This window comes from Amycolatopsis sp. NPDC043887 (genome assembly GCF_056435665.1).
The window spans coordinates 32,649-55,988 of the sequence record NZ_JBWKEB010000006.1 but is presented as its reverse complement, the minus strand read 5'-3'; the positions used below and the strand labels follow the sequence as shown (position 1 = coordinate 55,988).

At 68.4% G+C, this 23,340-nt stretch carries 23 protein-coding genes; 13 read left to right on the top strand and 10 right to left on the bottom strand.

The genetic code is table 11. From position 1 onward, the window contains the following. Positions 1-343: 343 nt before the first annotated feature. From AC069H_RS17290 to AC069H_RS17280, 3 genes are all read right to left on the bottom strand, one after another. Positions 344-793: a MoaF C-terminal domain-containing protein gene (locus tag AC069H_RS17290; protein ID WP_478229587.1), complete on the bottom strand. Its 450-nt coding sequence runs from the start codon at positions 791-793 to the stop codon at positions 344-346. Between the two features lie 100 nt (positions 794-893). Beyond that, complete coding sequence (locus tag AC069H_RS17285; protein ID WP_340688253.1) at positions 894-1,367, bottom strand: carboxymuconolactone decarboxylase family protein; 474 nt, start codon at positions 1,365-1,367, stop codon at positions 894-896. A 268-nt stretch (positions 1,368-1,635) separates the two neighbouring features. After that, positions 1,636-2,502 carry a cobalamin-binding protein gene (locus AC069H_RS17280; RefSeq protein ID WP_478232967.1) on the bottom strand — a complete coding sequence of 289 codons (867 nt, stop codon included), beginning with the start codon at positions 2,500-2,502 and terminating at the stop codon, positions 1,636-1,638. Between the two features lie 141 nt (positions 2,503-2,643). Here AC069H_RS17280 and AC069H_RS17275 point away from each other — a divergent pair, with 141 nt between their 5' ends. The 10 genes from AC069H_RS17275 to AC069H_RS17230 all read left to right on the top strand — a co-directional run bounded on the left by AC069H_RS17275 (position 2,644) and on the right by AC069H_RS17230 (position 15,955). Continuing rightward, the gene (locus tag AC069H_RS17275) at positions 2,644-3,525 is read left to right on the top strand and encodes an SIS domain-containing protein (protein WP_478232966.1); all 882 of its coding nucleotides are present in this window, start codon (positions 2,644-2,646) and stop codon (positions 3,523-3,525) included. A gap of 115 nt (positions 3,526-3,640) precedes the next feature. Continuing rightward, a complete protein-coding gene (locus AC069H_RS17270; protein ID WP_478232965.1) occupies positions 3,641-4,531 on the top strand; it encodes a 1-phosphofructokinase family hexose kinase in 891 nt (296 codons plus the stop codon). A 10-nt stretch (positions 4,532-4,541) separates the two neighbouring features. After that, entirely contained in the window at positions 4,542-5,423 is an 882-nt protein-coding gene (locus AC069H_RS17265) for a class II fructose-bisphosphate aldolase (protein ID WP_478232964.1), read from the top strand. Between the two features lie 81 nt (positions 5,424-5,504). Beyond that, positions 5,505-6,896, top strand: a complete 1,392-nt coding sequence (locus tag AC069H_RS17260) for an ABC transporter substrate-binding protein (protein WP_478229582.1) — start codon at positions 5,505-5,507, stop codon at positions 6,894-6,896. Further along, on the top strand, positions 6,896-7,846 hold the full coding sequence (locus AC069H_RS17255) for a carbohydrate ABC transporter permease (RefSeq protein ID WP_478229581.1): 951 nt from the start codon (positions 6,896-6,898) through the stop codon (positions 7,844-7,846). Before AC069H_RS17260 ends, AC069H_RS17255 begins: the two co-directional genes overlap by 1 nt. Before the next feature lie 10 nt (positions 7,847-7,856). Continuing rightward, the gene (locus AC069H_RS17250) at positions 7,857-8,786 is read left to right on the top strand and encodes a carbohydrate ABC transporter permease (protein WP_125682212.1); all 930 of its coding nucleotides are present in this window, start codon (positions 7,857-7,859) and stop codon (positions 8,784-8,786) included. Positions 8,787-8,792: 6 nt separating this feature from the next. After that, entirely contained in the window at positions 8,793-9,860 is a 1,068-nt protein-coding gene (locus AC069H_RS17245; RefSeq protein WP_478232963.1) for an ABC transporter ATP-binding protein, read from the top strand. After that, positions 9,857-11,713 (top strand): DUF5107 domain-containing protein, encoded by a 1,857-nt coding sequence (locus AC069H_RS17240; protein WP_478232962.1) that lies wholly within the window; start codon positions 9,857-9,859, stop codon positions 11,711-11,713. Before AC069H_RS17245 ends, AC069H_RS17240 begins: the two co-directional genes overlap by 4 nt. 126 nt (positions 11,714-11,839) lie before the next feature. Then, positions 11,840-12,625: a DeoR/GlpR family DNA-binding transcription regulator gene (locus AC069H_RS17235; protein ID WP_034316006.1), complete on the top strand. Its 786-nt coding sequence runs from the start codon at positions 11,840-11,842 to the stop codon at positions 12,623-12,625. A 195-nt stretch (positions 12,626-12,820) separates the two neighbouring features. Continuing rightward, on the top strand, positions 12,821-15,955 hold the full coding sequence (locus AC069H_RS17230) for a TIM-barrel domain-containing protein (RefSeq protein WP_478232961.1): 3,135 nt from the start codon (positions 12,821-12,823) through the stop codon (positions 15,953-15,955). Between the two features lie 49 nt (positions 15,956-16,004). Here AC069H_RS17230 and AC069H_RS17225 read toward each other — a convergent pair whose 3' ends face one another. Next, positions 16,005-16,646 (bottom strand): FMN-dependent NADH-azoreductase, encoded by a 642-nt coding sequence (locus AC069H_RS17225; RefSeq protein ID WP_478229577.1) that lies wholly within the window; start codon positions 16,644-16,646, stop codon positions 16,005-16,007. Between the two features lie 84 nt (positions 16,647-16,730). On the opposite strand from AC069H_RS17225, the gene AC069H_RS17220 reads away from it, so the two are divergent. After that, entirely contained in the window at positions 16,731-17,210 is a 480-nt protein-coding gene (locus AC069H_RS17220; protein ID WP_478229576.1) for a MarR family winged helix-turn-helix transcriptional regulator, read from the top strand. On the opposite strand, the gene AC069H_RS17215 is transcribed toward AC069H_RS17220, so the two are convergent. After that, on the bottom strand, positions 17,207-17,509 hold the full coding sequence (locus AC069H_RS17215; protein WP_478232960.1) for a DUF6506 family protein: 303 nt from the start codon (positions 17,507-17,509) through the stop codon (positions 17,207-17,209). The two genes, AC069H_RS17220 and AC069H_RS17215, sit on opposite strands and share 4 nt — an antisense overlap. 140 nt (positions 17,510-17,649) lie before the next feature. Beyond that, the gene (locus AC069H_RS17210) at positions 17,650-18,438 is read right to left on the bottom strand and encodes a LysR family transcriptional regulator (protein ID WP_478232959.1); all 789 of its coding nucleotides are present in this window, start codon (positions 18,436-18,438) and stop codon (positions 17,650-17,652) included. A gap of 71 nt (positions 18,439-18,509) precedes the next feature. Between AC069H_RS17210 and AC069H_RS17205 the strand changes: the two genes are divergently transcribed. Beyond that, positions 18,510-19,091, top strand: a complete 582-nt coding sequence (locus AC069H_RS17205) for an ATP-binding protein (RefSeq protein WP_478232958.1) — start codon at positions 18,510-18,512, stop codon at positions 19,089-19,091. Continuing rightward, entirely contained in the window at positions 19,088-19,621 is a 534-nt protein-coding gene (locus AC069H_RS17200; protein ID WP_478232957.1) for a hypothetical protein, read from the top strand. The genes AC069H_RS17205 and AC069H_RS17200 overlap by 4 nt, the downstream gene beginning before the upstream one ends. Before the next feature lie 44 nt (positions 19,622-19,665). On the opposite strand, the gene AC069H_RS17195 is transcribed toward AC069H_RS17200, so the two are convergent. Genes AC069H_RS17195 through AC069H_RS17180 form a run of 4 tightly spaced genes read right to left on the bottom strand, consistent with a single transcriptional unit; the run spans position 19,666 to position 23,246 of the window. Next, a complete protein-coding gene (locus tag AC069H_RS17195) occupies positions 19,666-20,379 on the bottom strand; it encodes an ABC transporter ATP-binding protein (protein ID WP_016335497.1) in 714 nt (237 codons plus the stop codon). Then, entirely contained in the window at positions 20,369-21,142 is a 774-nt protein-coding gene (locus tag AC069H_RS17190; RefSeq protein ID WP_478229571.1) for an ABC transporter ATP-binding protein, read from the bottom strand. The genes AC069H_RS17195 and AC069H_RS17190 overlap by 11 nt, the downstream gene beginning before the upstream one ends. Further along, positions 21,139-22,278, bottom strand: coding sequence for a branched-chain amino acid ABC transporter permease (locus tag AC069H_RS17185; RefSeq protein WP_016335495.1), 1,140 nt, complete (start codon positions 22,276-22,278; stop codon positions 21,139-21,141). Before AC069H_RS17185 ends, AC069H_RS17190 begins: the two co-directional genes overlap by 4 nt. Further along, positions 22,275-23,246, bottom strand: coding sequence for a branched-chain amino acid ABC transporter permease (locus AC069H_RS17180; RefSeq protein WP_340688273.1), 972 nt, complete (start codon positions 23,244-23,246; stop codon positions 22,275-22,277). The genes AC069H_RS17185 and AC069H_RS17180 overlap by 4 nt, the downstream gene beginning before the upstream one ends. Positions 23,247-23,340: the final 94 nt, after the last annotated feature.

Here is a 23,340-nt window from a genome sequence, read left to right as displayed (position 1 = left end):
GGCGCCGGGCTTTGCCTTTGCGTGCGCGGCGCTTGTTCGTCAGCGCCTGGCCTGCCGGCTGTCGGTGGCGGGGCGTCGTGTCTCTAGAACCCCTTCGGCCCTGGTGGTGGGTCGGGTTGGTCGTGAGTGGCGTTTCGGGTTCTAACCCGAAACGCCACTCACGACCCCCTCGTGAAATCGCCCATCCAGGCATCAATCAGACATTGGGTCAGCGAAAGTGTCGGCTCCTGTCGGCCAGGGCAGCCGAGCGCGTAACCTGCGGCAATCCTCCCGCTTACGATCAAGAACCCCATCCAAGATCAACTTGAGCTACGTGGCATTGGGTTGGAACCGTCCCTATCACTCACGACCGCGGTTCGGGAAAGGAAGGCCATCCGTGCGGCTTGTCCAGGATTTCGATGGTCGCCTGATCGACCAGGAAATACTGGCCGCCGTCCTCGCGCGGATTCGTGTAGGCGGCGGTCGCGACCAGACGGCCGAAGTCGGCCATCACCGCGATGGGATAGCCACCGTCGAAGACTTCGCCGTGCGCGGCCGTCGCGACGGTCCCGGTCTCGTACCAGGTGACGAAATACTGCGCCGGGCCGGTTTCGAAGACGCGCAGTGTCGCCTCCTTCTGCCGGACACCGGCGAAATCACCGGAAACGCCGGTCCAGATCATCGTCGTCCGGTCCGCGTAGTGCTGCTCCAGCACGTTCCCGGAGCCGTAGTGGAAGTTCGCGCGGAGCCCGACGAGGTCGGTGGTGAGCGGATGGGTCCCGGTCACGGGGAAGAAGCGGACGTCGAGTTGCACGGGCTGAAACCTCCGGATCGCTGGTATCCGCAGGTTTAGCAGCCCGAAGCAGCTCGATCGTTGTCCGGCGAAGCGATCCTGTTGTCGGTGAACGCGAGGATCAGTCGAACATGCCGGGCTGGTAGTCGCCCGCAGGCGTCCGGGCGATGACGTTGAGCCGGTTGTACGCGTTGATCGTGGCGACCAGCGCGATCAGGGCACCGATCTGCTCGTCGTCGTAATGCTTGCGCACCTGCGCCCAGGTCTCGTCGCTGACACCGTGGTGCGCGTCGGCGATGCGGGTGCCCTCCTCGGTGAGCGCCAAGGCCGCCCGCTCCGCCTCGGTGAAGACGTTCGCTTCCCGCCAGGCTGCGACCAGGTTGAGCCGCACCGAGGTCTCGCCGGCGTGCGCGGCGTCCTTGCTGTGCATGTCGGTGCAGAAGCCGCAGCCGTTGATCTGGCTGGCGCGCAGCTTCACCAGTTCCTGGGTCGCGTGCGGCAGCGAGGATTCCTCGATCGGACGGTTCGCGGCGCCGAGACGCTTGACGTACTTGAGGATGACTTCGTTCTCGAACAGGTTGACGCGCGGTTCCATGATCTTTCCTCTCCGTCGGTTCCTGCACACATGACGAGCGGGCCGGAGAGGTTGTGACAGCCTTCGGCGTGACGCCGGTCACGCGGGATTCGCCGCCCGGCGATGGGGTACCCGCCGGGCATGGGCAACCGTCTGGCCAGCGCCGTCTCGCTGTTCACCGCGGTCGGGACCGGGCTCTGCTTGATCGTGGGGCTGATCGCCCTGATCCGGCATTGGTCGCCGGGATATCCGGCGATCTGGTGCGCCGCGCTGGCCGTGGCCGTCGGCTTCAATCTGTGGGCGGCGAAGGGGAGTGAAGGAGATCGGCGAGGATCTCGGCGCCGTCGACGACGCGCGGGCCTGGCCGGTTGAAGTAGGCCGGTCCGTCCAAGATGTGCACGGCCGGGATGTCGTCCCAGCCCGGCAAGCCGGTCAGCAGCGGTAATTCCGCCTCGGTCCGCTCCGGCGGGAAGCCGCAGGGCATGAGCAGCAGCACGTCGGGTCGCGCCTCGGCGACAGCGTCCCAGGTGATGGGGCGAGTGTGTTCGCCCGCGGCGGCGAGCAGAGGGACGCCACCGGCGGCCTCGATCTGCTCCGGGACCCAGTGCCCGGCCGGCCAGAGCGGGTCGAGCCATTCGATGGCCGCCACCTTCGGCCGCGGTCGTCCCGCGACGCGGCCCCGGACGGCCTCCCAGCGTTCCCGGAGAAGACGAGCCTCGGAAGCCGCACGTTCGGGAACACCCAGTACCTCACCGAGCGTGGCCAAACAGCTGAAGACGCCGTCGAGCGTTCGCGGTTCGAGGCTGACCACCCGCGTGTCGCCGTCCAGCGTGCGCACGGTCTCCGAGACCTGCCGGTAGGAGACCGCGCAGACGTCGCAGAGGTCCTGTGTGAGCACGACGTCGGGTTCGGCCTCCGCGAGCAGCGCGGCGTCGAGGGAGTACAGGGCCGAACCGCGATGCTCGCCGCCGACGGCCGCCGAAATCTCCCGGCTCGACAGCACGTCGTGGTCGATCGTGCTGCTCGTGACCACCGGGACGTCGTCCAGCGCGCCGGGTGGCCAGTCGCATTCGTGGGTCCGGCCGGCCAGAGACGGCAGGAGCCCGAGGGTCGCGACGAAGTCGGTCGCGGCGGGGAGCAGCGAGACGATCCGCATCCGCCCACGGTAGGCGACCCGTCCATCCTGCACATCCGCGCGGGGCAAATGCGTGAAAGTGCGCTAATAGAGCATTGACGTTGCACAAAACTGCACCTAACGTGACAGCTATTGCGCACAACTGGCACGGATGGGGAGTTCATGAGCGGGACCTTCATGGCGGCGGAGATCGCGAGCCAGCCCGGCTGCTGGCGGGGAGCGGCGGCGCTGGCCTCGGCGAACAGTGACCTGCTGCCGCCACCGGGCGCGCGGGTCGCGATCGTCGGCTGCGGCACGTCGTGGTTCATCGGCCAGGCGTACGCCGTCCTCCGGGAGTCCGCCGGGCTCGGCGAGACCGACGCCTTCGCCGCGTCCGAGTTCCCGTCCGTCCGGACTTACGACCACGTCGTGGCGCTGACCAGGTCGGGTACGACGACCGAGGTCCACGCCTTGCTGGCGAAGCTCCGGGGCAAGACGCCGACCATCGCGATCACCGGCGTGCCGCGCGAGGTCGAGACCGCCGCGGACACGATCGTCGACCTCTCCGTGGTGGACGAGCGCTCGGTCGTGCAGACCCGGTTCGCCACGACGGCGCTGGCGATGCTGCGCGCCCATCTCGGCGAGGACCTGACCGTGGTCGCCGACCAGGCCGAACGCGTACTCGCCGAACCGCTGCCCGACGAACTCGTCGCCGCGGAGCAGTTCAGCTTCCTCGGCACCGGCTGGTCCGTGGGCATCGCGAACGAGGCCGCGCTCAAGTTCCGCGAGGCCTGCCTGCTGTGGACCGAGTCGTACCCGGCCTGGGACTACCGGCACGGGCCGATCAGCATCAGCGAACCCGGCCGGGTGACCTGGATGTTCGGGCAGGCGCCGGAAGGGCTGGCCGGCGACGTCGCCCGCGCGGGCGGCCTGTTCGTCGAGAGCGGCCTGGACCCGCTGGCGGATCTGGTCCGCGCGCAGCGTGTCGCCGGGGCCATCGCCGCCCGCAAGGGACTCGACCCGGACAACCCCCGCAGCCTCACCCGTTCCGTCGTCCTGACCTGAAAGCCCGTTGGCGGAGCTGTGAGGTATTCGGAAAAGTGACCGGACGCGTGAACCCGCCCCGGCCGAAGGCCCCGCTATCGCGGTCGCGGGTTCACCGACAGACAATGAGGTCGCCGTGATAGTCACCGTCACGCCGAACACCGCGCTGGACGTCACGTACACAGTGGACGGTCTGCGGCCCGGTGACGTGCACCGGGTGCGGGAAGTGCGGCACCGGGCGGGTGGCAAGGGCGTCAACGTCGCCCGCGTGCTGCACACGCTCGGTGCCGACGTCCGCGCGATCTTCACGGCCGGCGGCTCGACGGGAGCCGCCGTCGTGGGTGATCTCGCGGCGGCGGGCATCGCGGCGGGCGTCGTTCCGATCGGCGGCGAAACCCGGCGCACCACCACGGTTCTCGCGGCCGACGGATCGGTCACGCTGCTCAACGAGCCAGGGCCACGGCTCACCGGGGACGAATGGCAAGCGCTTGCGGCGGCCGTCCGGGCTCGGAAGCCGGACGTGCTCGTCTGCTCGGGCAGCCTGCCGCCGGGAGCCGGGGGATACGCCGGGCTCTTCGGTGACGCACCGTCCATCTTGGACACTTCCGGCGATGCGCTGCTCGCCGGACTGGCCGGGAAGCCGACCGTGGTCAAACCGAACACGGACGAGCTGCGCGAGGTCACCGGCCTGCGTGACCCGGTGGCCGCCGCGGCCGAACTCCGCAAGGCAGGGGCGGGCGCCGTCGTCGTCTCGCTGGGGCCCGAGGGACTGCTGGCGGTGACCGGATCCGGCACCTGGCACGCGGCGCCGTCCACTGTGCTCCGCGGCAACACCACTGGCGCGGGTGACGCCGTCGTCGCGGCACTGGCGCTGGGGCTCAGCCGCGTCGAACCGTGGCCGGACATCCTGCGCCGTGCCGTCGCGTTGTCCGGGGCGGCCGTGCTCGGCCCGCTCGCCGGCGACGTCGACCTGGCGCACTACCAAGCCGAACAGGGGCTGGTCGCCGTGCGCGCCCGCCCGGACTAGGAGAACTGCCATGCCTCTGGTGGGAACCGGGGAAATCGTCGGAGCCGCCGCGGTGGCCAGGCGCGGCTGCGGCGCGTTCAACGCGATCCAGCTCGAACACCTCACCGCCATCGTCGACGGCGCGGCCGCGGCGGAAGCGCCGGTGATCGTGCAGCTGAGCCAGAACGCCGTGAAGTACCACGGCTCGCTGGCGCCGGTCGGCGCGGCGGCGCTGGCCATGGCCAGGAGTGCGGACACGCCGGTCGCGGTGCATCTCGACCACGCCGAATCGGCCGACCTCGTCCGCGAGGCGGTCGCGCTCGGCTTCGGCTCCGTCATGTTCGACGCGTCCAAACTGGACTACGCCGACAATGTGCGTGCGACCCGCGAAGTCGCCGCGTACTGCCACGACCACGGCGTGTGGGTGGAGGCCGAACTCGGGGAGGTCGGGGGCAAGGACGGCGTCCACGCACCCGGCGCGCGCACGGATCCGGACGAGGCGGCGGAGTTCGTCGCGTCCACCGGGGTCGACGCGCTCGCGGTGGCGGTGGGCAGTTCGCACGCCATGCTCACCCGTGACGCCGCATTGGACTTCGAGCTGATCGCAAGGCTGCGGGAGCGGGTGCCGGTACCGCTGGTACTGCATGGTTCGTCCGGCGTGCCCGACGACGGGCTGGCCGAAGCCGTGCGAGCGGGGATGACGAAAATCAATATCGCCACCCAGCTCAACAAGGTGTTCACCGCGGCCGCGGCGGAGGATTGGCGTGCGCATCCGGAGCGCGTCGACCCCCGGAAATACCTCGGTGCCGGGCGCGCCGCGGTCGCCGTCGAGGTGCGGCGACTGCTGGGAGTGCTCAAGCTTGATCAGGTTGAACCGGTCAAGGTGACGATTGAGCAGACTTTGCGCGATTGACTGTTGACATGTGCGCGAAACCTCACAAAACTGCGCAACAACAAGCAGAACTTGTGTGATCTTCGATCCAGGTGGTGGCGGATGCGGGTAGGCAGGCTCACGGCATTGACGGCAGGGGCGGCGCTCCTGCTCGCGGGATGCGGCGGCGGGGACGTGGCCGGTGGCACCGGCGAGAACGCGCTCCCGGGCGTCGACCAGTTCCTCAACGCGCCCTGTCCGGAGGCGGGGGTGAAACCCGTGACGGACAAGGAGTTCACGTACTGGTCGATGTGGACGGCCGACGAGCCGCAGGGCAAGGTCCTCCAGAAGGCCTTCAAATGCTTCCAGGAGAAGACCGGCGTCAAGGTCGACGTGCAGTGGCTGGGCCGCAAGGCCTACACCCAGAACCTGGTGCCCGCGCTGAACACCGACGCCGTGCCGGACCTGTTCGACCAGGACGTCAGCAAGGTCGGCGCGGCGGTGATGACGCCGGGCGGCACGCAGAGCGTCGACGACGTGTTCGCGATGAAGGTCGGCGAGGGCGACAAGACCGTCAAGGACGTACTTTCGCCAAGCTCGTACGACTTCCCGCAGAACAAGGACCGCGAGGGCCACAACTTCATGGTCCCGTACACGATCCAGTCGAGCGCGTGGTGGTTCAACAAGGACACCGCCGGCGACATCCAGCAGCCGAAGACGATGGACGAGCTGATCGGCCTGTTCGACAAGGCCAAGGCCGACGGCAAGGCCGCCATCAGCCTCGACGGCGACATCCCGTTCTACAACATGTACTTCTACACCCAGCTCGCCGAGCGGTACGTCGGCGCGGGCGGGCTCTACAAGGCCGCCACCGACAAGACCGGCCAGGCGTGGAAGACCGAGCCCGGTTTCCTCAAGGCGGCCACCGAAACCGCGAAGCTGCCCAAGTACTTCATCGACGGCTGGGACGCGGCGAAGTTCCCGCAGGTGCAGCAGCGCTGGGCCGACGGCGATTCCCGGTTCCTCTACGTCGGCAGCTGGGCGCCGAGCGAGACCCGTGAATACCTGGACAAGCAGGGAGCCGGGACGAAGATCAACTACGGCTCCTTCCAGTTCCCGATGCCCGAAGGCGCCACGCACGACACCGTCGAGCAGATGTCGATCGGCTTCTCGGTGACCAAGAAGGCCAAGCACGCCGAGGCGGCCAAGGCGTTCATCGCCTACTTCCTCAACAAGGACCTGCTCGCCGGCATCCCGATCGTGGCCGACAACCTCGTGCCGCGCGCCGACCTCGCCGTGCCGGACGACCTCAAGCAGGTCAAGGCCGCGCTGGACGACCCGAAGAAGGAGCACGTCCTGCAGTACGACGGGATCGACGGCATCGCCGGCGGCAAATGGCAGACCGACGTCTTCGACCCCGCCGACATCGCGCTGCTGAAGGGCCAGATCACCCCGCAGCAGTTCGTGGACCAGCTCGCCACCAAGGGCGCCGAATTCTGGAAGAACCAGGGCTGATGGCGACAGTCACGACTCCGGCGACACCGCCGGCGCGGGCCGTGAAGGCCGGGGCGCACCTGAGTCGCAAGAAACGGCTGTTCTGGCCGTTCGCCGCGCCGGCGCTGGTGTTGTACCTGGCCTTCCTGGTCCTGCCGACGATCGCGACCGTCGTGCTGAGCTTCACCAGCTGGGCCGGCGCGGGGGACACGCCGGAACCCAACGGCGTCACCAACTACACGCAGATGTGGGCGAGCGACTCGTTCCAGTACGCCTTCCGCAACACGCTGATCTACGTGTTCCTCGGCGGGATCGGCACGTTCGCGCTGGCGTTCCTGTTCACCATGGTGTTGCGGGACATGAAGGGCGGCAAGATCGTCCGCGCGATCCTGTTCTTCCCGAACATCGTGGCGCCGGTCGCGCTCGGCATGTTCCTCGGCTTCGTCTTCAAGTACCAGCCGGGGAAGCAGGGCCTGGCGAACTACGTGCTGGAAAGCCTCGGCGCGGACGCGGCGAAGTTCCTCGCACCGTCCAATGTGACCGGTGTGGTGACGGCTTCGCTGATCTGGGCCAGCTCGGGTTTCTACATCACCATCCTGATGGCCGCGGTCGACCGCATCCCGCCGTATCTCTACGAGGACGCAGAGCTGGGCGGCGCTTCGCCGTGGCAGAAGTTCAAGAACATCACGCTGCCGATGACCTGGGACGTCGTCGGTGTCGCCGGGGTGCTGTGGACGATCAACGCGCTCAAGATCTTCGAGCTGGTGTTCGTACTCGCCGGTCCGGGCACCTACGCCCCGCCCAACGAGGCGTGGACGCTGGGGATCTACGTGTTCGACCGGACCTTCGGCTCGAACGGCACACCGGACTTCGGTGCCGCGTGTGCCTGCGCGGTGGCGATGATCGCACTGGTGTCCGTGCTCGTCGTCCTGCTCCGCCGGTTGATGCGCCGTGACGCGATCCAGTTCTGAGGGAGATCACATGTCCGTCACCGACGTCGAGGCGCCTGCGCGCCCGTCGCCGAAACCGGTGCGCAAGCCGCCACGCAAACCGCGTCCGGCGCCCGGCTCCAAGCGGTTCAGCCCGTTGCGGGTACTGGGTTCCACGATCGTGTGGCTGTTCACCGCGGGCAACATCCTGGTGCTGTACTGGCTGCTCACGGCGTCGTTCAAGACACCGGTGGAGATCTTCACCAAGCCGTTCGCCCTGCCGTACCAGTGGTTCCATGTCGGCAAGCCGTTCCGGAACTTCATCTACGCCTGGAACAACGCCGGCTTCGGGCAAGCCGTGCTGACCACCGTGCTCCTGGTCGGGCTGGCGACGGTCGTGACCGTCGCCGTCTCGGCGCCCTGCGCGTACGCCCTGACCAGGCTCGGTGTCCGCGGTGCCGGCCCGATGACGAACGTCGTCGCGATCGGGATGGGCGTGCCGTTCCAGACGGTCATCATCCCGCTGTTCGTGGTGCTCAGCAAAGTGCACCTGGACAACGAGTACGGCCTGTTCGTGCTGTACGTGGCGCTGTCGATCCCGTTCACGGTGTTCCTCATGACGGGGTTCTTCCGGTCGCTGCCGGACGAGCTGGAGGAGGCGGCCGCGCTCGACGGTGCGTCGCCGACGCGCACGTTCTTCTCGGTCATGCTGCCGCTGACCCGCGGCGGCATGATCACCGCGCTGACGCTGAACGCCATCGGCCTGTGGAACGAGACGCTGCTGGCGATCGTGTTCCTCAAGGACCAAGCGCATTTCACGCTCTCCCGCGCGCTCTTCACCTTCTACGGGGCCGCGAGCTACCAGTCGGAGTACGGCGGCCTGATCGCCGGGGTGGCGATCGTCGTGCTCCCGATGCTCGTGCTCTACCTCGTGCTCGCCCGCCGGATCATCACCGGCCTGACCCTCGGCGCCGGAAAGTAGGACCTGATGGCCACCGTGACCTTCTCCGACACCACCCGGTTCTACGCCGGAGTCGAACGCCCCGCGGTCGACGGACTCGACCTCGAGGTCGCCGACGGCGAGTTCCTGGTGCTGGTCGGCCCGTCCGGCTGCGGGAAGTCGACCACCTTGCGGATGCTCGCCGGGCTGGAGGGCGTCGACGACGGCTCCATCCACATCGGCGACCGCGACGTCACCGAACTGCCGCCGAAGGAGCGGGACATCGCGATGGTGTTCCAGAACTACGCGCTCTACCCGCATATGACGGTGGGGGAGAACATCGGCTTCCATTTGAAGCTGGCGAAGATGGCCAAGGCCGAACGCGAACGCAAGGTACGCGAGGCCGCGGCCGTGCTCGACCTGACCGAGTACCTGGACCGCAAACCCGCGAAGCTGTCCGGCGGGCAGCGGCAGCGCGTCGCGATGGGCCGGGCGATCGTGCGCGAGCCCAGTGTGTTCTTGATGGACGAGCCACTGTCCAATCTGGACGCCAAGCTCCGGGTGCAGACCCGGACCCAGATCGCCTCCCTGCAGCGGCGGCTGGGCATCACGACGCTGTACGTCACGCACGACCAGGTCGAGGCGATGACCATGGGGGATCGGGTCGCCGTGCTGAAGGACGGGATCCTGCAGCAGTGCGACACCCCCGTCGGGCTGTTCGCCAAGCCGGTCAACGTGTTCGTCGCCGGGTTCATCGGCTCGCCCGCGATGAACCTGCTGGAGACCACTGTGGACAGCGACGGCGCCGTCGCCGGAGGTACGCGGCTGCCGCTGACCCCGGCCCAGCGTTCGGCGCTGACCGGCCCCGGCATCGTCGTCGGTGTCCGGCCCGAGGGCTGGACGATCGGGGATGGCGGTTTCGAGGCCGTCGTCGAGGTCGTCGAGGAACTGGGCAGCGACCAGTACCTGTACTGCCGGGACGGCGACCGCGTGCTGACAGTCCGCACGCCGGGCATGGCCCCGTGGCAGCGCGGCGAACCGATCTTCCTGACGCCGCAACCGGGTGCGGTGCACCTGTTCGACGCCGCCACCGGCGATCGGCTCCCGGACGCATGACCCGCCTGTACCGCGCCGGGCTGGTGCTCCCGGCCGCCGAGCTGGGGCCGGAGAACCCGTTGCCGCCGCTCCGGAAGCCCGAAGCGGTGGCGAAGGTGTCCAATGTGGACGAGCTGCCGCCGGATCTGGCGGAGAACATCGGCTACGGCCGCCTGGACACGCCGTTGCCGTGCCTGCTGCAGGACGCCTACACCCGCGAGCGCACGGAACGCGAGCTCCCGGCGTTGGTGCTGGAGAACGACAAGCTGCGCGCCACGGTGCTGCCTTCGTTGGGCGGGCGGCTGTACTCGCTGGTCCACAAGCCGTCCGGCCGCGAACTGCTCTACCGCAATCCGGTGTTCCAGCCCGCGAACCTCGCTTTACGGGACGCGTGGTTCGCGGGTGGTGTCGAGTGGAACCTCGGGAGCACCGGGCATACGACGCTGACCTGCGAACCGATGTTCGCCGCGGAGATCGAGGGCCCGGACGGCACGCCGGTGCTGCGGCTGTGGGAGTGGGAACGCACCCGCGACCTGCCGTACCAGATCGACTTCTGGCTGCCCGACGGCTCGGATCACCTGCTCGTGGCCGTGCGGGTGCGGAACCCGCATCCCTACGACGTCCCGGTGTACTGGTGGTCGAACATCGCGGTGCCACAGAACGAAGGCACCCGAGTGCTGGCGCCCGCGACCCAGGCTTGGCACTACGGCTATTCGGGGCGGCTCGACCTGGTCGACGTGCCCGGCGAGCTCACGTATCCGGCTCGTGCCGAGGCCGCGGCGGACTACTTCTTCGAGGTGGCCGGAAGGCCGTGGGTCGCTGCTGTCGAGGCTGACGGTACGGGGCTGGCGCAGTCCTCCACTGGTCGGTTGCGCGGTCGAAAGCTGTTCCTGTGGGGCGAGTCCACCGGTGGACGCCGCTGGCAGGAGTGGCTGGCTCCCGGCGCCGGCGGCTACCTGGAGATCCAGGCCGGGCTGGCTCGCACCCAGTTGGAGCACTTGCGCTTGCCGCCGGGGGAGAGCTGGGACTGGCTGGAGGCCTACGGGCCGATAGTCGCCGATCCGGCCGCGGTGCACGGGGAAGACTGGGCGACGGCGCGCGAGGCCGTGGCCGCCGGTCTGCCGTCGGCGGAAGCCCTGGACGAGTACCACGGCGACTGGCGGAAGATCGCCGACGTCACCCCGGAATCCTTCCTGGCCACCGGTTCCGGCTGGGGCGCGCTGGAGAACCGGCGCGCGCCGATGTGCCTGCCCGGCACGCCGTTCCCGGACGAGTCGCTCGGGCCGGAGCAGGAGCCGTGGCTCGCGTTGCTCGACGGGACGCCGCCGGACGGTGATCCGCTCGCGGTGCCGCCGCCGACGCTGGTGAACCGGTACTGGGCGGATCTCATGGAGTACGCGCCGAAGAACTGGCTGACCTGGTACCACCGCGGTGTCGCGCACTGGGCGGCCGGACGGCATTCGGACGCGGTCGGCGCCTGGCGCGAGTCCGTCTCGGCGGCCGAGAACCCTTGGGCGCTGCGGAATCTCGCGGTCGTCACGGCCGGGCACGAAGCCGCCTGGCTGTACCGGCGCGCGGTCGCCCTCGCGCCGTCACTGCGTCCTCTGGTCGTCGAGGCCATCGCGGCGCAACTCGCCGCGGGGCTCCCGGACGAAGCGAGCGAGCTGCTGGACGGGCTGCCCGTGGAGGGGCGGATCGCCCTGCTGACCGCCCGTACCCGGCTCGCCCTCGGCGACGTCGCCGGCGCCAAGGCCGTGTACGACACCGGTTTCGAGGTCGCGAACATCAGGGAAGGGGAAACGTCCTTGTCCGACACCTGGGCAGCGGTTTCCGAGGAACCGCTGCCGGAAGAGCACGACTTCCGGATGAAGTGACCGGCTGGGCCGCTCGACCGGTATGCCGCTCGCGGCGGACAACCGCGATGCAGCATACTGCTCGAAACAGTGGCCAACAGCGCAACGTCATGCGCGATAGGCCGCAGCGAGCTAGGAGTGGCGCCGATGGCCCGGCACGAACGGCTGAGCACCCTGCTGGACCTGCTGGGGCAGCGGGAAAAGATCGACGTCGAGGACGTGGCCGAGGAGCTGAACGTCTCCGCGGCCACGATCCGGCGCGACCTCGATCACCTGGCGGAGCAGCAGTTGCTCACCCGCACCCGAGGTGGTGCGGTAGCCAACGATCTCGCCTACGACCTGCCGCTGCGGTACAAGACCGCGCGGCACGTGCCCGAGAAGCAGCGGATCAGCGTCGCCGCGGCGGCGCTCGTCGCGCAGGGCATGGTGGTCGGCCTCAACGGCGGAACGACGACGGCCGGCGTCGCGCGGTCGCTGGCCACGCGGTCCGATCTGGCCGGTCTCCGTGATTCGCCCGGGCTGACGGTGGTCACCAACGCACTGAACATCGCGCACGAACTCGCGGTCCGGCCGCATGTGAAGATCGTGGTCACCGGCGGGGTCGCGCGTCCGCAATCGTTCGAGCTCAGTGGTCCGCTGGCGACTCGCGTGCTCAGCGAACTCACGATCGACCTGCTGTTCCTCGGCGTCGACGCGTTCGATGCCGACGCCGGCGCCTTCGCGCATCACGAGGGCGAGGCGAGTATCAACCGGCTGATGGTCGAGCGGGCGGAACGCGTCGTCGCGGTCGCCGACGGATCGAAGCTGGGCCGCCGCGCGTTCGCGCGGATCTGCGCGACTCCCCAGGTGCACGCGCTGGTGACCGACTCCAACGCCGATCCGAAGGTGCTGCGGGCGTTCGAGGCCGCCGGCGTCGAGGTCCAAGCCGTCTGACCAAGTCCGTGAAGGCCCCCTTCCCTACCTTGAGGGTAGGGAAGGGGGCCTTCACGTCTTTTGCGCACTCCTTGTGACATAAGGATCTTCGGCGACCCGACGAAAGTCGGCAGCACCGCTTCGGCGGATGACTTTGCGCGAACCGTGCGCTATACAGAGACCATCTTGCGTATTCATGCGCGAAAGGTGTCTCGAATGAGCAGAGTTGCGCAATCCCTGAGTTGTTTGGCCGCAGTGGCCTTACTCGGGCTTTCCCCGGTCGCCGCGCACGCCGATCCGGCCGCGGCGGCATCCGGCAAGCTGGGCGATCTGACCGGGATCTCCGGCGACGGCGCCACGGTCACCCTGAATTCGGGAAGCGCCGCGGTGCGCGTCAGCTTCCCGGCCGAAGGCGCTGTCCGGGTCTGGCTGGCGCCGGACGGCACGTTCACCGATCCGGCCGGGAGCAAGATCGTGCTGCCGCGCACGGGTGACCCGGTCACGCCGAAGAGGGCCGACAAGGGGGACTACTGGGCGGTTTCCACGGCCAAGGCCACGCTGCGGGCGTACAAGCACCCGTTGCGGCTCGCGTTGTACGACGGCGCGGACCGCAAGCGGCTTTGGGAGGAGTCGGCACCGCTGTCCTGGACCGGCAAACAGACCACGCAGACCCTGGCGCGAACCGCGACCGAGCAGTTCGTCGGCGGCGGCGAGCAGAACGGCCGCTTCAGCCACCGCGACCAGACGATCCGGATCTTCGCCGACTACAACTGGAACGACGGCGGGGCCCCGAATTCGCAGCCGTTCTACGCCTCCACGGCGGGATACGGCGTGCTGCGCAACACCTTCGCGCAAGGCACCTACGCCTTCACCGAGCCGGTGCGCACCACGCACGACGAGCGCCGCTTCGACGCGACGTACGTCGTCGGCGACGGGCTCAAGGACGTCATCTCCGGCTACACCGATCTGGTCGGGAAGCCTTTCCTGCCACCGCTCTACGGTCTCGAACACGGTGACGCCGACTGCTACCTGCACAACGCCAACCGCGGTGAGCGGCACACCCTGGACGCGGTGAAGGTCGCGGAGGGGTACACCGAGCACGGGATGCCGAACGGCTGGATGCTGGTCAACGACGGCTACGGCTGCGGATACGAAAACCTCCAGCAGACCGGCGAAGGCCTCCGCAAGAACAACATGCAACTCGGACTGTGGACCGAGGACGGCGTGCCGAACCAGGTCGAGGAGGTCAAGGCCGGGGTCCGGGTCCGCAAACTGGACGTCGCGTGGGTCGGCCCGGGATACCAGTTCGCGCTGGACGCGTGCGACACCGCGCACAAGGGCATCGAGGACAACAGCGACGCGCGCGGTTTCGTCTGGACACCGGTCAGCTGGGCGGGCGCCCAGCGCTGCGGCGTGCTGTGGAGCGGCGACCAGGCCGGTTCCTACGACTACATCAAGTGGCAGATCCCGACTTACGCCGGCGCCACGACGTCGGGGATCGCGTACAACACCGGCGACATCGACGGCATCTTCGGCGGCAGCCCGCAGACCTACGTCCGCGACCTGCAGTGGAAGGCGTTCCTGCCGGTCTCGATGACGATGGACGGCTGGGCCGCGTCGGACAAGCAGCCGTGGCGCTACGGCGAGCCGTACACCTCGATCAACCGCAAGTACCTGCTGCTCAAGGAGCGGCTGCTGCCCTACACCTACAGCCATTCGGTGGAGGCGCACAAGACCGGCGTCGGCCAGGTCCGCCCGCTGGCGCTCGAGTACCCGGACGACCCGAACGTCTGGGGCGACAAGGCGAAGTACGAGTTCCTGTCCGGCAAGGATTTCCTGGTCGCGCCGGTGTACGAGAACTCGACCGTGCGCAACGGCATCTACCTGCCGAAGGGCACCTGGGTCGACTACTGGAGCGGCAAGACCTACACCGGTCCGACCACTGTGGACGGTTACGACGCGCCGCTCGACACGCTGCCGCTGTTCGTCCGCGCCGGGGCCGTGGTGCCGATGTGGGCCGAGGGCACGAAGTCGTGGCAGACCAGGGACAAGGGCGTGCTCGACCTCGACGTCTACCCGCAGGGCAAGGGTTCGTTCACGCTCACCGAGGACGACGGCGTGACCAGGGCGTACAAGAACGGCGACCAGGCGAAGCAGACGTTCACCGTCGACGCGCCGACGTCCGGCCTGGGCACGGTCACGGTCGGGATCGGCGCCAGTTCCGGTTCCTACGCCGGGAAGCCCGCGTCGCGGAACTACCAGCTGACAGTCCACACGGGAAGCAAGCCCGCGACGGTTCTGGCCGGGACCTCGATCCTGCGGCAGTACGGCAGCAGGGCCGAACTGGACGCGGCGGCGTCGGGCTGGTGGTTCGACCCGGCCGCCGGCGGGGTCGTGCGGGTCAAGACCGGCAAGATCGGCGCCGGTGACCGCCAGGACGTCCGCCTGTTCGGCACGAGCGCGGTCGGCGGGATCTTCCCGGAGGATCGCAACGGCTCGGTCACCCTGTCCGTCCCGGCGGTCGCCGGTCCTGGGCAGACCGCGACCGGCACGTTGAGCTTCACCAACGGCACTCCTCTACCGGTCCGGAACGTCAAGTTCTCCCTGCCGGCCAACGGCTTCCGCGCCGAGGTGCCTGCCGGGCCGCGACTGGTGATGCCCGGCGAGACCGTACGGGTGCCGGTGAAGGTGACGCCGGACGCGGGGATCAAACCGGACGACTACCAGCTCACCGCGTCGGCGTCGTACCAGGCGCGGCTCGGGGAGAACCGGGTCACCGACTCGGTGACGGTCACCGTCCCGCACGCTTCGCTGGCCGCGGCCTACGGCAACGTCGGCGTTACCGACGCGGCCCACGTCGCGGTGGGGGACATCGACGGCGGCGGCAGCAGTTTCCGGGCGGAAGGCCTCGCCGAAGCCGGTCTCAAGTCCGGCGCGGGCTTCTCCGCGCTCGGTGCTCAGCTGACCTGGCCGCAAACCGGTACCGGGCAGAAGGACAACGTCCTCGCGTCCGGACAGACCATCGCGGTGCGCGGTACCGGGGCGAAGCTCGTGCTGGCCGGAACCGGTACTGGCACGGCGAAGGGCACCGTTGTCGTCCGCTACGCCGATGGCAGCACGAGCCAGGCCGAACTCGGCTTCCCCAACTGGTGTTGCGCGGATCCCGCCCAGTACGGCGCGACCACGGTGGCGACCGTGATGGGCAAGAACACCCGTACGGGGGCGGCGTATCCGACCACGCCGTACCGGGTGTTCGCGAACTCGATCCCGTTGACCGCGGGGAAGGAGGTCGTCGCGGTGACGCTTCCGTCGAACAGCGCGATGCACGTCTTCGCCGCGGGCATCGGCTGAGTTCTCGTGAGTGGTAAGGACGGTTAGAACCGTCCTTACCACTCACGAGTCAGGCCGCCACCGGCGTCCACAGCGCGTCGATGGCGCGCTCGGCCTCGGCCTGGCTGGCTTCGGCCAGCGGGATGAGGTCCGCCATCGCCGGGTTGGTCTTCGCCAGGGTCAGCTCGGCGGTGACGAACCGCGGTTCGAGGCCGGTCAGCGAGACGCCGTGCGGGATCCACGACTGGGCGTGGTCCCAGCCTTCGCGCGGGGTGCCTTCGCCGTAACCGCCACCGCGTGAGACCACGACGATGAAGTCGCGGTCGCCGAGCAGGCCTTCCCTGGTCTCGGCGTCGAGCGTCAGCCCGGGCACGATCAGGTGGTCGACCCAGGCCTTGACCGTGCTCGGCGGGCCGAAGTTGTACAGCGGCAGGCCCAGCAGGATCGTGTCGGCCGCCTTGACCTCGTCGACCAGTTCCGTGATGAGCCGCCAGGCCGCGGCCTGTTCCGGGGTGTGCTGCTCCGGCGGAGTCGTCCTGGCCACATTGCTCACCGCGTCGAAATGCGGCAGCGGGTCGGCACCCAGGTCGCGGTAGGTGACGGTGCCCTCCGGATGCGCGGCGCGCCAGGCGGCGGACGCCCGCGCGGTGAGGCGGCGGCTGGTCGAGTGCTCGCCCGTGATGCTCGAGTCGATGTGCAGCAGGTTCGTCATGCCTACTATCTTGCATAGATAGTTTGTGTAACGCAAACCATTGATGACGTGTCGGTCATCATGGAGGGAACGTACACTTGACGAGTGCCCGAACTCCCGGTCGTGAACCAGCCCCCGCACCGCTGCGGCGCGCTGCTCGACCACGTCACCCGCCGGATCCGGCTGCGCAGCGAGTCCGTCCTGGCCCCGCTCGGCCTGCGGCCCCGGCATCTCGTCGCGCTGACCGTGCTGCGTGACCTCGGCGGCTGTTCGCAACAGGACCTCGCGAAGACGCTGGAGATGGACGGTACGAACGTCGTCGGGCTGTTGAACGACCTCGAGTCCGCGAACCTGATCGAACGCAGGCGGTCACCTGAGGACCGGCGCCGTCACATCGTCGAACTCACCGACGTCGGCGTGAAGCAACTCGTCAAAGCCGAGTTCGCCCTCGCCGCGGTCGAGGACGAGGTGCTCGGCGCGCTCGACAAGGATCAGCGCGAGACGCTGTACACCCTGCTGTACCAGGCTGCGGGGCACGCCGAGCCCGCAGCCTGTGTCGAGGCCGCGCACAGCGAAACCTGCTAGGCCCCGAGACCGAACAGGTCGTGAAGCTGTTTGGTGGCTTCGGCGCCATACATGACGCTTCCGACCGGGACCTCGCTTCCCACCGCGTCGATCACCCGTGCCGTCCACACGGGACCGAACGCGCCGCACAGTTCGATCAGCTGCGCCCCTTCGCCGACCAGCCGCCGGGCCGCGGCGACGACCTGGTCCACGCGGCCGACGCCGATCAGCACCGTCAGGCATTCCCCACTGTCTACACGGGACACATCCCTTGCCGGGTCGCAGCCATCGGCCAAGTACACGAAACCCCACTGTCGCATGACGATTCTCCTTCGTTCTCGAATACCGTGAGGTAATCGCGAAACGCGGGGGCCGTCCACGAGGCGAATCCGTACGGCCGTTCGGGATCACCGAAGAGGGGAGGCCGGGCGGGTGGCGCGGAGATCCGATGTGGTCGCTGTCATACCAGCGCCGCGATCCGCTCCGAAGACTCGTGCGCCGCATCCCACACGAGCGCGTGCCGAACGACCGGCGGCTCCCGCAGCGGCGACCAACGCAGACCTTCGGCCTGCTCGTCCCTGGGACGCAACGCGACGACGTCGCCGCCGTGCCGCAACTCGGCGACGAACAGCGACCGCCGAGGCGGCCCGGGGCGGACGTGAGCCGGCCGCCAGCCCGCCGCCGCGCAGTCCGCGAGCAGCGCGTCGTGATACCCAGGGGCCAGCTTCCGTTCGTACAGAAGGAGGTCCAGCCCGGCGAGGTCCTCCCAGCCCACGGTGTCCAGCCGAGCCAACGGGTGGGTGTCCACGACGAGCACGCCCAGCGGCCGCTCGCTCACGACGACCACCCGCAGGCCGTCCACGTCCTCCGGAAGGGCGAGCAGACCGGCGTCGAGCGCGCCGCGGCGGAGGAGTTCGAGCTGCCGTGCCGCGGAGAGGTCGTCGATCTCCACCGCTTCCGCGTACAGGGTCGCTAGGACGGTCGGCGGCGCGCCCGGCGTCACGCCGACGCGGAGCGGCCGGCCCACGGTGTCGCGTACGGCCCGTGCGCCGAGGTCGGCCTCCTCCAGCATCCGGCGGGCGTGGGGGAGCAGCGCCAGCGCGGCGGCGGTGGGCGTCATCCCCGCCTGGGTGCGGACGAACAACGTCGCGTCCAGTTCCCGTTCCAGCGCGATGATCTGCTGGCTGAGCGACGACGATCGGATGCCGAGGCGCTCCGCGGCGCGAGTGAGATGCCCTTCCTCCGCCACGGCACACAGATATCGAAGACGACGTAATTCCACAGCCGCACAGTAGCCCCGGACCAGGCAGAATCGACGGGGTGAGTGAATGGCGCAACACCACGCACGACTGGGCCGGTTCGGTGGACCTCGACCATCTGGCGCGCATCCGCCGGAACCCTGGGGAGTTCGCCCCCGGCGGGGTCGCGCACCTCGTCCTCGAAGTGCTCGCCTACGCGGCGGAGGAAGCCGAAAGCACCGGCGGCGGGCATGCCGTCGTCACGGCCCATCCCGACGGCTCGATCTCCGTGGCGGACGACGGCCGGGGCACCGACACCCGCGCCGACGGGCACGGCGGCTTCGTGAAGAAGCCGGTCATGTCGACCAAGGATCTGCGTTTCTTCGATTCCCCTGAGGCGCAACGGCTCCCGGACGGTCATCCGCGCCGCGGTGTGTCGGTCGTGGCCGCGCTGAGCGACTGGCTCGTGCACACCAACCGGCGTCGCAACGGTTCCTGGACCCAGCGTTACGAACGCGGTGTCCCGGCCACCGACCTGTCGCCGATCGACGACGACGGCACGACCGGCACGACGGTGCGTTTCCTGCCAGGGGAGGAGATCGGCGCGATACGGCTGCCGGAGATCGACGGGTGGCCGCACCTGAGCGTGGAGGTCGTCCGATGAGAAAGCGCCTGACGGCGGCGGCCTCGGTCCTGTTCCTGCTCGCCGGATGTTCCGCCGAGCAAGAACAGCCGCCCGCCAAACCCGTCTACGACCTCCCCGCACGGGAGGTCCGCCCGGACGAGACCGCGCTGCACCTGCCGCCCGCGCTCAACGGGGAGACCGAGTTCTCCCTCATCGGGCTGGCCGCGGGGCTCCCCAGCCTCACCGGCAGCCACGCCGAGTTCGAGGCCAAGGGACAGTTCGTGCGGCTCCGGCTGGTGGTCACGGGCAAGGGTCTGTCCGGAATCCTCTTCGACACAAGGCGCCAGCAGCTGGTCACCGATGCCGGCGAGGTGATCGCGGTCGACAATCAGGCGATGACGATCAAGCGGCAACCGGACAAGTTCGAACTGGGGCGCGGTGTGCGGGTCGAGTTCGATCTCTACTTCGACCTGCCCAAGGAGGCGAAACCCTTGGTGTTGCGGGCTTTCGGCGGTCCGACGCTGACCGACATGAAGAACCTCACCGGCACCGACATCAAGCTGACATGAGAAGGGCCCCGCCGCGAAACGCGACGGGGCCCTTCTCGAAGGCGTCAGACGCCCAGGTCACCACCGAGGTAGGCGGCCCGCACCTGCGGGTCGTCCAGCAGCTCGGCACCGCGGGCGCTCTTGACCACTTCACCGGTCTCCAGCACGTACGCGCGGTCGGAGAGCTTCAGCGCCTGCTGCGCGTTCTGCTCCACCAGCAGGACCGTGGTCCCGCGCTTGTTGATCTCGCGGATGATGTCGAAGATCTGCGCGATCAGCATCGGCGCCAGGCCCATGGACGGCTCGTCGAGCAGCAGCACCTTGGGCTTGGTCATCAGCGCGCGGCCGATGGCGATCATCTGCTGCTCGCCACCGGACATCGTGCCGCCGAACTGGGTCTTGCGTTCGTTCAGCCGCGGGAACAGCTCGTAGACCTCGTCGAGGTCGGCCTTCAGGTCGTCCTTGCGGGTGTAGGCACCCATCAGGAGGTTCTCCTGCACCGTCATCCCGGGGAACACGCCCCGGCCTTCCGGTGACTGGCCGATCCCGAGCTCGACCCGCTTGTGGCCGGGCGTCTTCGAGATGTCCTTGCCGTCGAAGAGGATCCGGCCGCTGGTCAGCGGACGCAGGCCCGAGATCGTCTTCAGTGTCGTGGTCTTGCCGGCGCCGTTGGCCCCGATGAGCGAAACGATCTCGCCCTCGCCGACCTCGATGCTCATTCCCTTGAGCGCGGCGATCTTCCCGTAGTGGACGTTGATGTCCTGAACCTCAAGAAGCATCTTCCGCCACCCCCAGGTAAGCCTCGATCACCTTCTGGTTGTTCTGCACCTCGTGGGGGAGCCCTTCTGCGATCTTCTGGCCGAAGTCGAGCACGGCCAGCCGGTCGGCGATCTGCATGACCAACCCCATGTCGTGCTCGATGAGCAGCACGGTCCGGCCGTCGTCACGGATCTTGCGGATCAGTTGCTGCAGCGAGTTCTTCTCCGCCGGGTTCATCCCGGCGGCGGGCTCGTCGAGCAGCAGCAGCTTCGGGTCGGTCGCGAGCGCACGCGCGATCTCCAGACGGCGCTGGTCGCCGTAGGAGAGGTTCTTCGCGGTGTTGTGCTCGACCCGGCCGATGCCGACGAAGTCCAGCAGGTCCCTCGCCAGCTCGCGGCCCCGCTTCTCTTCCTTGCGGTGCACGGGCAGGCCCAGCGTCGCCGAAATCGCGCCGGTCTTGTGGTGCGAGTCCGCACCGACCATCACGTTCTCCAACGCCGACATGTTGTGGAACAGCCGGATGTTCTGGAACGTGCGGGCGATCCCGGCCTGGTTGATCTTGAACCGCTTCATCCCGTCGACCCGGGTGTCGCCGAAGCGCACCTGGCCCTCGGTCGGCCGGTAGACGCCGGTGATCACGTTGAAGACCGTGGTCTTCCCCGCGCCGTTCGGGCCGATCAGGGCGAAGATCTCACCCTGGTTGATGGTGAGGTTGACTTCCTTCAAGGCCGTGACACCGCCGAAGCGCATCGTCACGTTGTCGAATTCGAGCAGCGCGCTCATTTCGTCACCTCCGCCGAAGCCTCGGAATCCGGACCCGCGACTTCGGCGCCCATGGCACCCATCCCGCCCGTTCCTTCGTGTAGTTCCGCCTTGCGCTGCCGCGACGGCAGCAGACCCTCCGGCCGCAGCGCCATCATCAGCACCAGCACACCACCGAAGATCAGGATGCGGTACTCGGACAGGAACCGGAACCGCTCCGGAAGCCAGGCGACCAGGAAGGCACCGAGCATGACACCGGGCAGATTGCCCGCACCACCGAGCACCACGGCCGCGAGGATGGTCGCGGACAGGATGAACGGGAAGTTGTTCGGCTCGATGAAGACGGCCTTGCTGGCGTAGACCACACCGGCCATACCGCCGAGCATGGCGCCGATGGCGAACGCCAGCAGCTTGAACTTGAACGTCGGGACACCCATCAGCTCGGCGGCGTCCTCGTCCTCACGGATGGCCGCCCACGCCCGCCCGACACGGCTCTTGTGCAGCCGCACCGAGAAGATGATCGCGATCACGATCGCCGCGAGGATCAGGTAGTAGTACGGCGCCGGGTCGAGCAGGAACTCGGTCCCGAACATGGGCTCCGGGTGCGGGATGTTGGTGATACCGCGGGCGCCGCCGATGGCGTCGGTGTTCGTCGCGGTGATCCGGACGATCTCACCGAAGCCGAGGGTCACGATGGCCAGATAGTCACCGCGCAACCGGAGCGTCGGAGCACCGAGGATCACCCCTGACATCGCCGCCAGGAAGATACCGAGCACGAGCGTGCCCCAGAATCCCCAGCCGTGCAGGGTGCCCATCACGGCGAGCGTGTACGCGCCGATCGCGAAGAACGCGACGAACCCGAGGTCCAGCATGCCCGCGTGGCCGACCACGATGTTCAGGCCGATCGCCAGCAGGATGTACACCCCGACCGGGAAGATCAGGACCGTGGTCCAGTCCGATTCCGGGGACATGAACGAACCGATCGCGGGCGCGGGCAGGATCAGCGCGCCGATGATCAGGGCGATGTACACGCCATAACGTTGCCAATGCGGAGCGCGTGCCCACCAATCCCGCATACCGTCCACGGGGTGAAAGCCGGCGCGCGTCGGCTTTCCGTTCTCTGGGGACTTTTCAGCCACTTCTTCGTTGCCCTTCATGCGCGTGCCCGCTGCAGCGATTCACCGAGGATGCCGGTGGGACGGAACATCAGGACGAGCACCAGTACCACGAAGGCGGTGACGTCCTTCCAAGCCGAACCGAAGAAGATGGAACTCCAGTTCTCCACCAAGCCGAGCACGATGCCACCCAGCAGGGCGCCGCGCAGGTTGCCGATACCTCCCAGCACGGCCGCGGTGAACGCCTTGATGCCGAGGAGGAACCCGATGCGGTAGTCGGTGTTCTCGTACTCCATCACGTACAGCGCGGCGGCGACACCGGCCATCGCGCCGCCGAGCAGGAAGGTGAGGCGCACGATCTTGTCGATGCTGACGCCCATCAGCACGGCGGCTTCGGGATCCTGCGCCGTGGCGCGGATACCTCGGCCGATGCGGGTGCGGCTGACCAGCTGGTCGAGCCCGATCATCATGATCACGGCACCGACGACGACGAACACGTGGTCCGTGCGGACCACACCGTTGCCGATGTGGAACAGCTCCTCGTGCGGGATGAAGCGCGGCGCGTTCTGTTGCACGCGGCCGGATTTGTCGGTGATCCATTCGATGATCTCGAGGCCGAACAGTTCCTGGAGGAACAGCGAGGCGCCGATGGCGGAGATCAGGGCGGCGAGCCGGGTCGCGCCCTTCTTGCGGAGCGGCCGGTAGGCCACTTGCTCCAGCAGGACCGCCGCACCGCCGGACACGGCGGCCGAAGCGATGATGATCAGCAGCAGTACGGCGATCATCCCGAACACGCCGAGCGTGATCGGGGCGGTGCCGCCCGCGATGGTGATCAGGACGAACAGGGACGTGACCGTCCCGATCATGAAGATCTCGGAATGCGCGAAGTTGATGAGCCGGAGCACGCCGTAGACCATTGTGTAGCCGAGGGCGATGAGGGCGTAGATGCTTCCGGCGACCAGTCCGCCGATGGTGCTACCGAGGAACTGGGCTTGCAGATCTTGAAGCATGACGTGGATGCCTTACGGGACGGGGCGAGGATTTCTTTCGCCACATTTGCGGGAAGCGGGGGTGCTGTGCCCGCACAGCGCCCCCGCTTCCGTT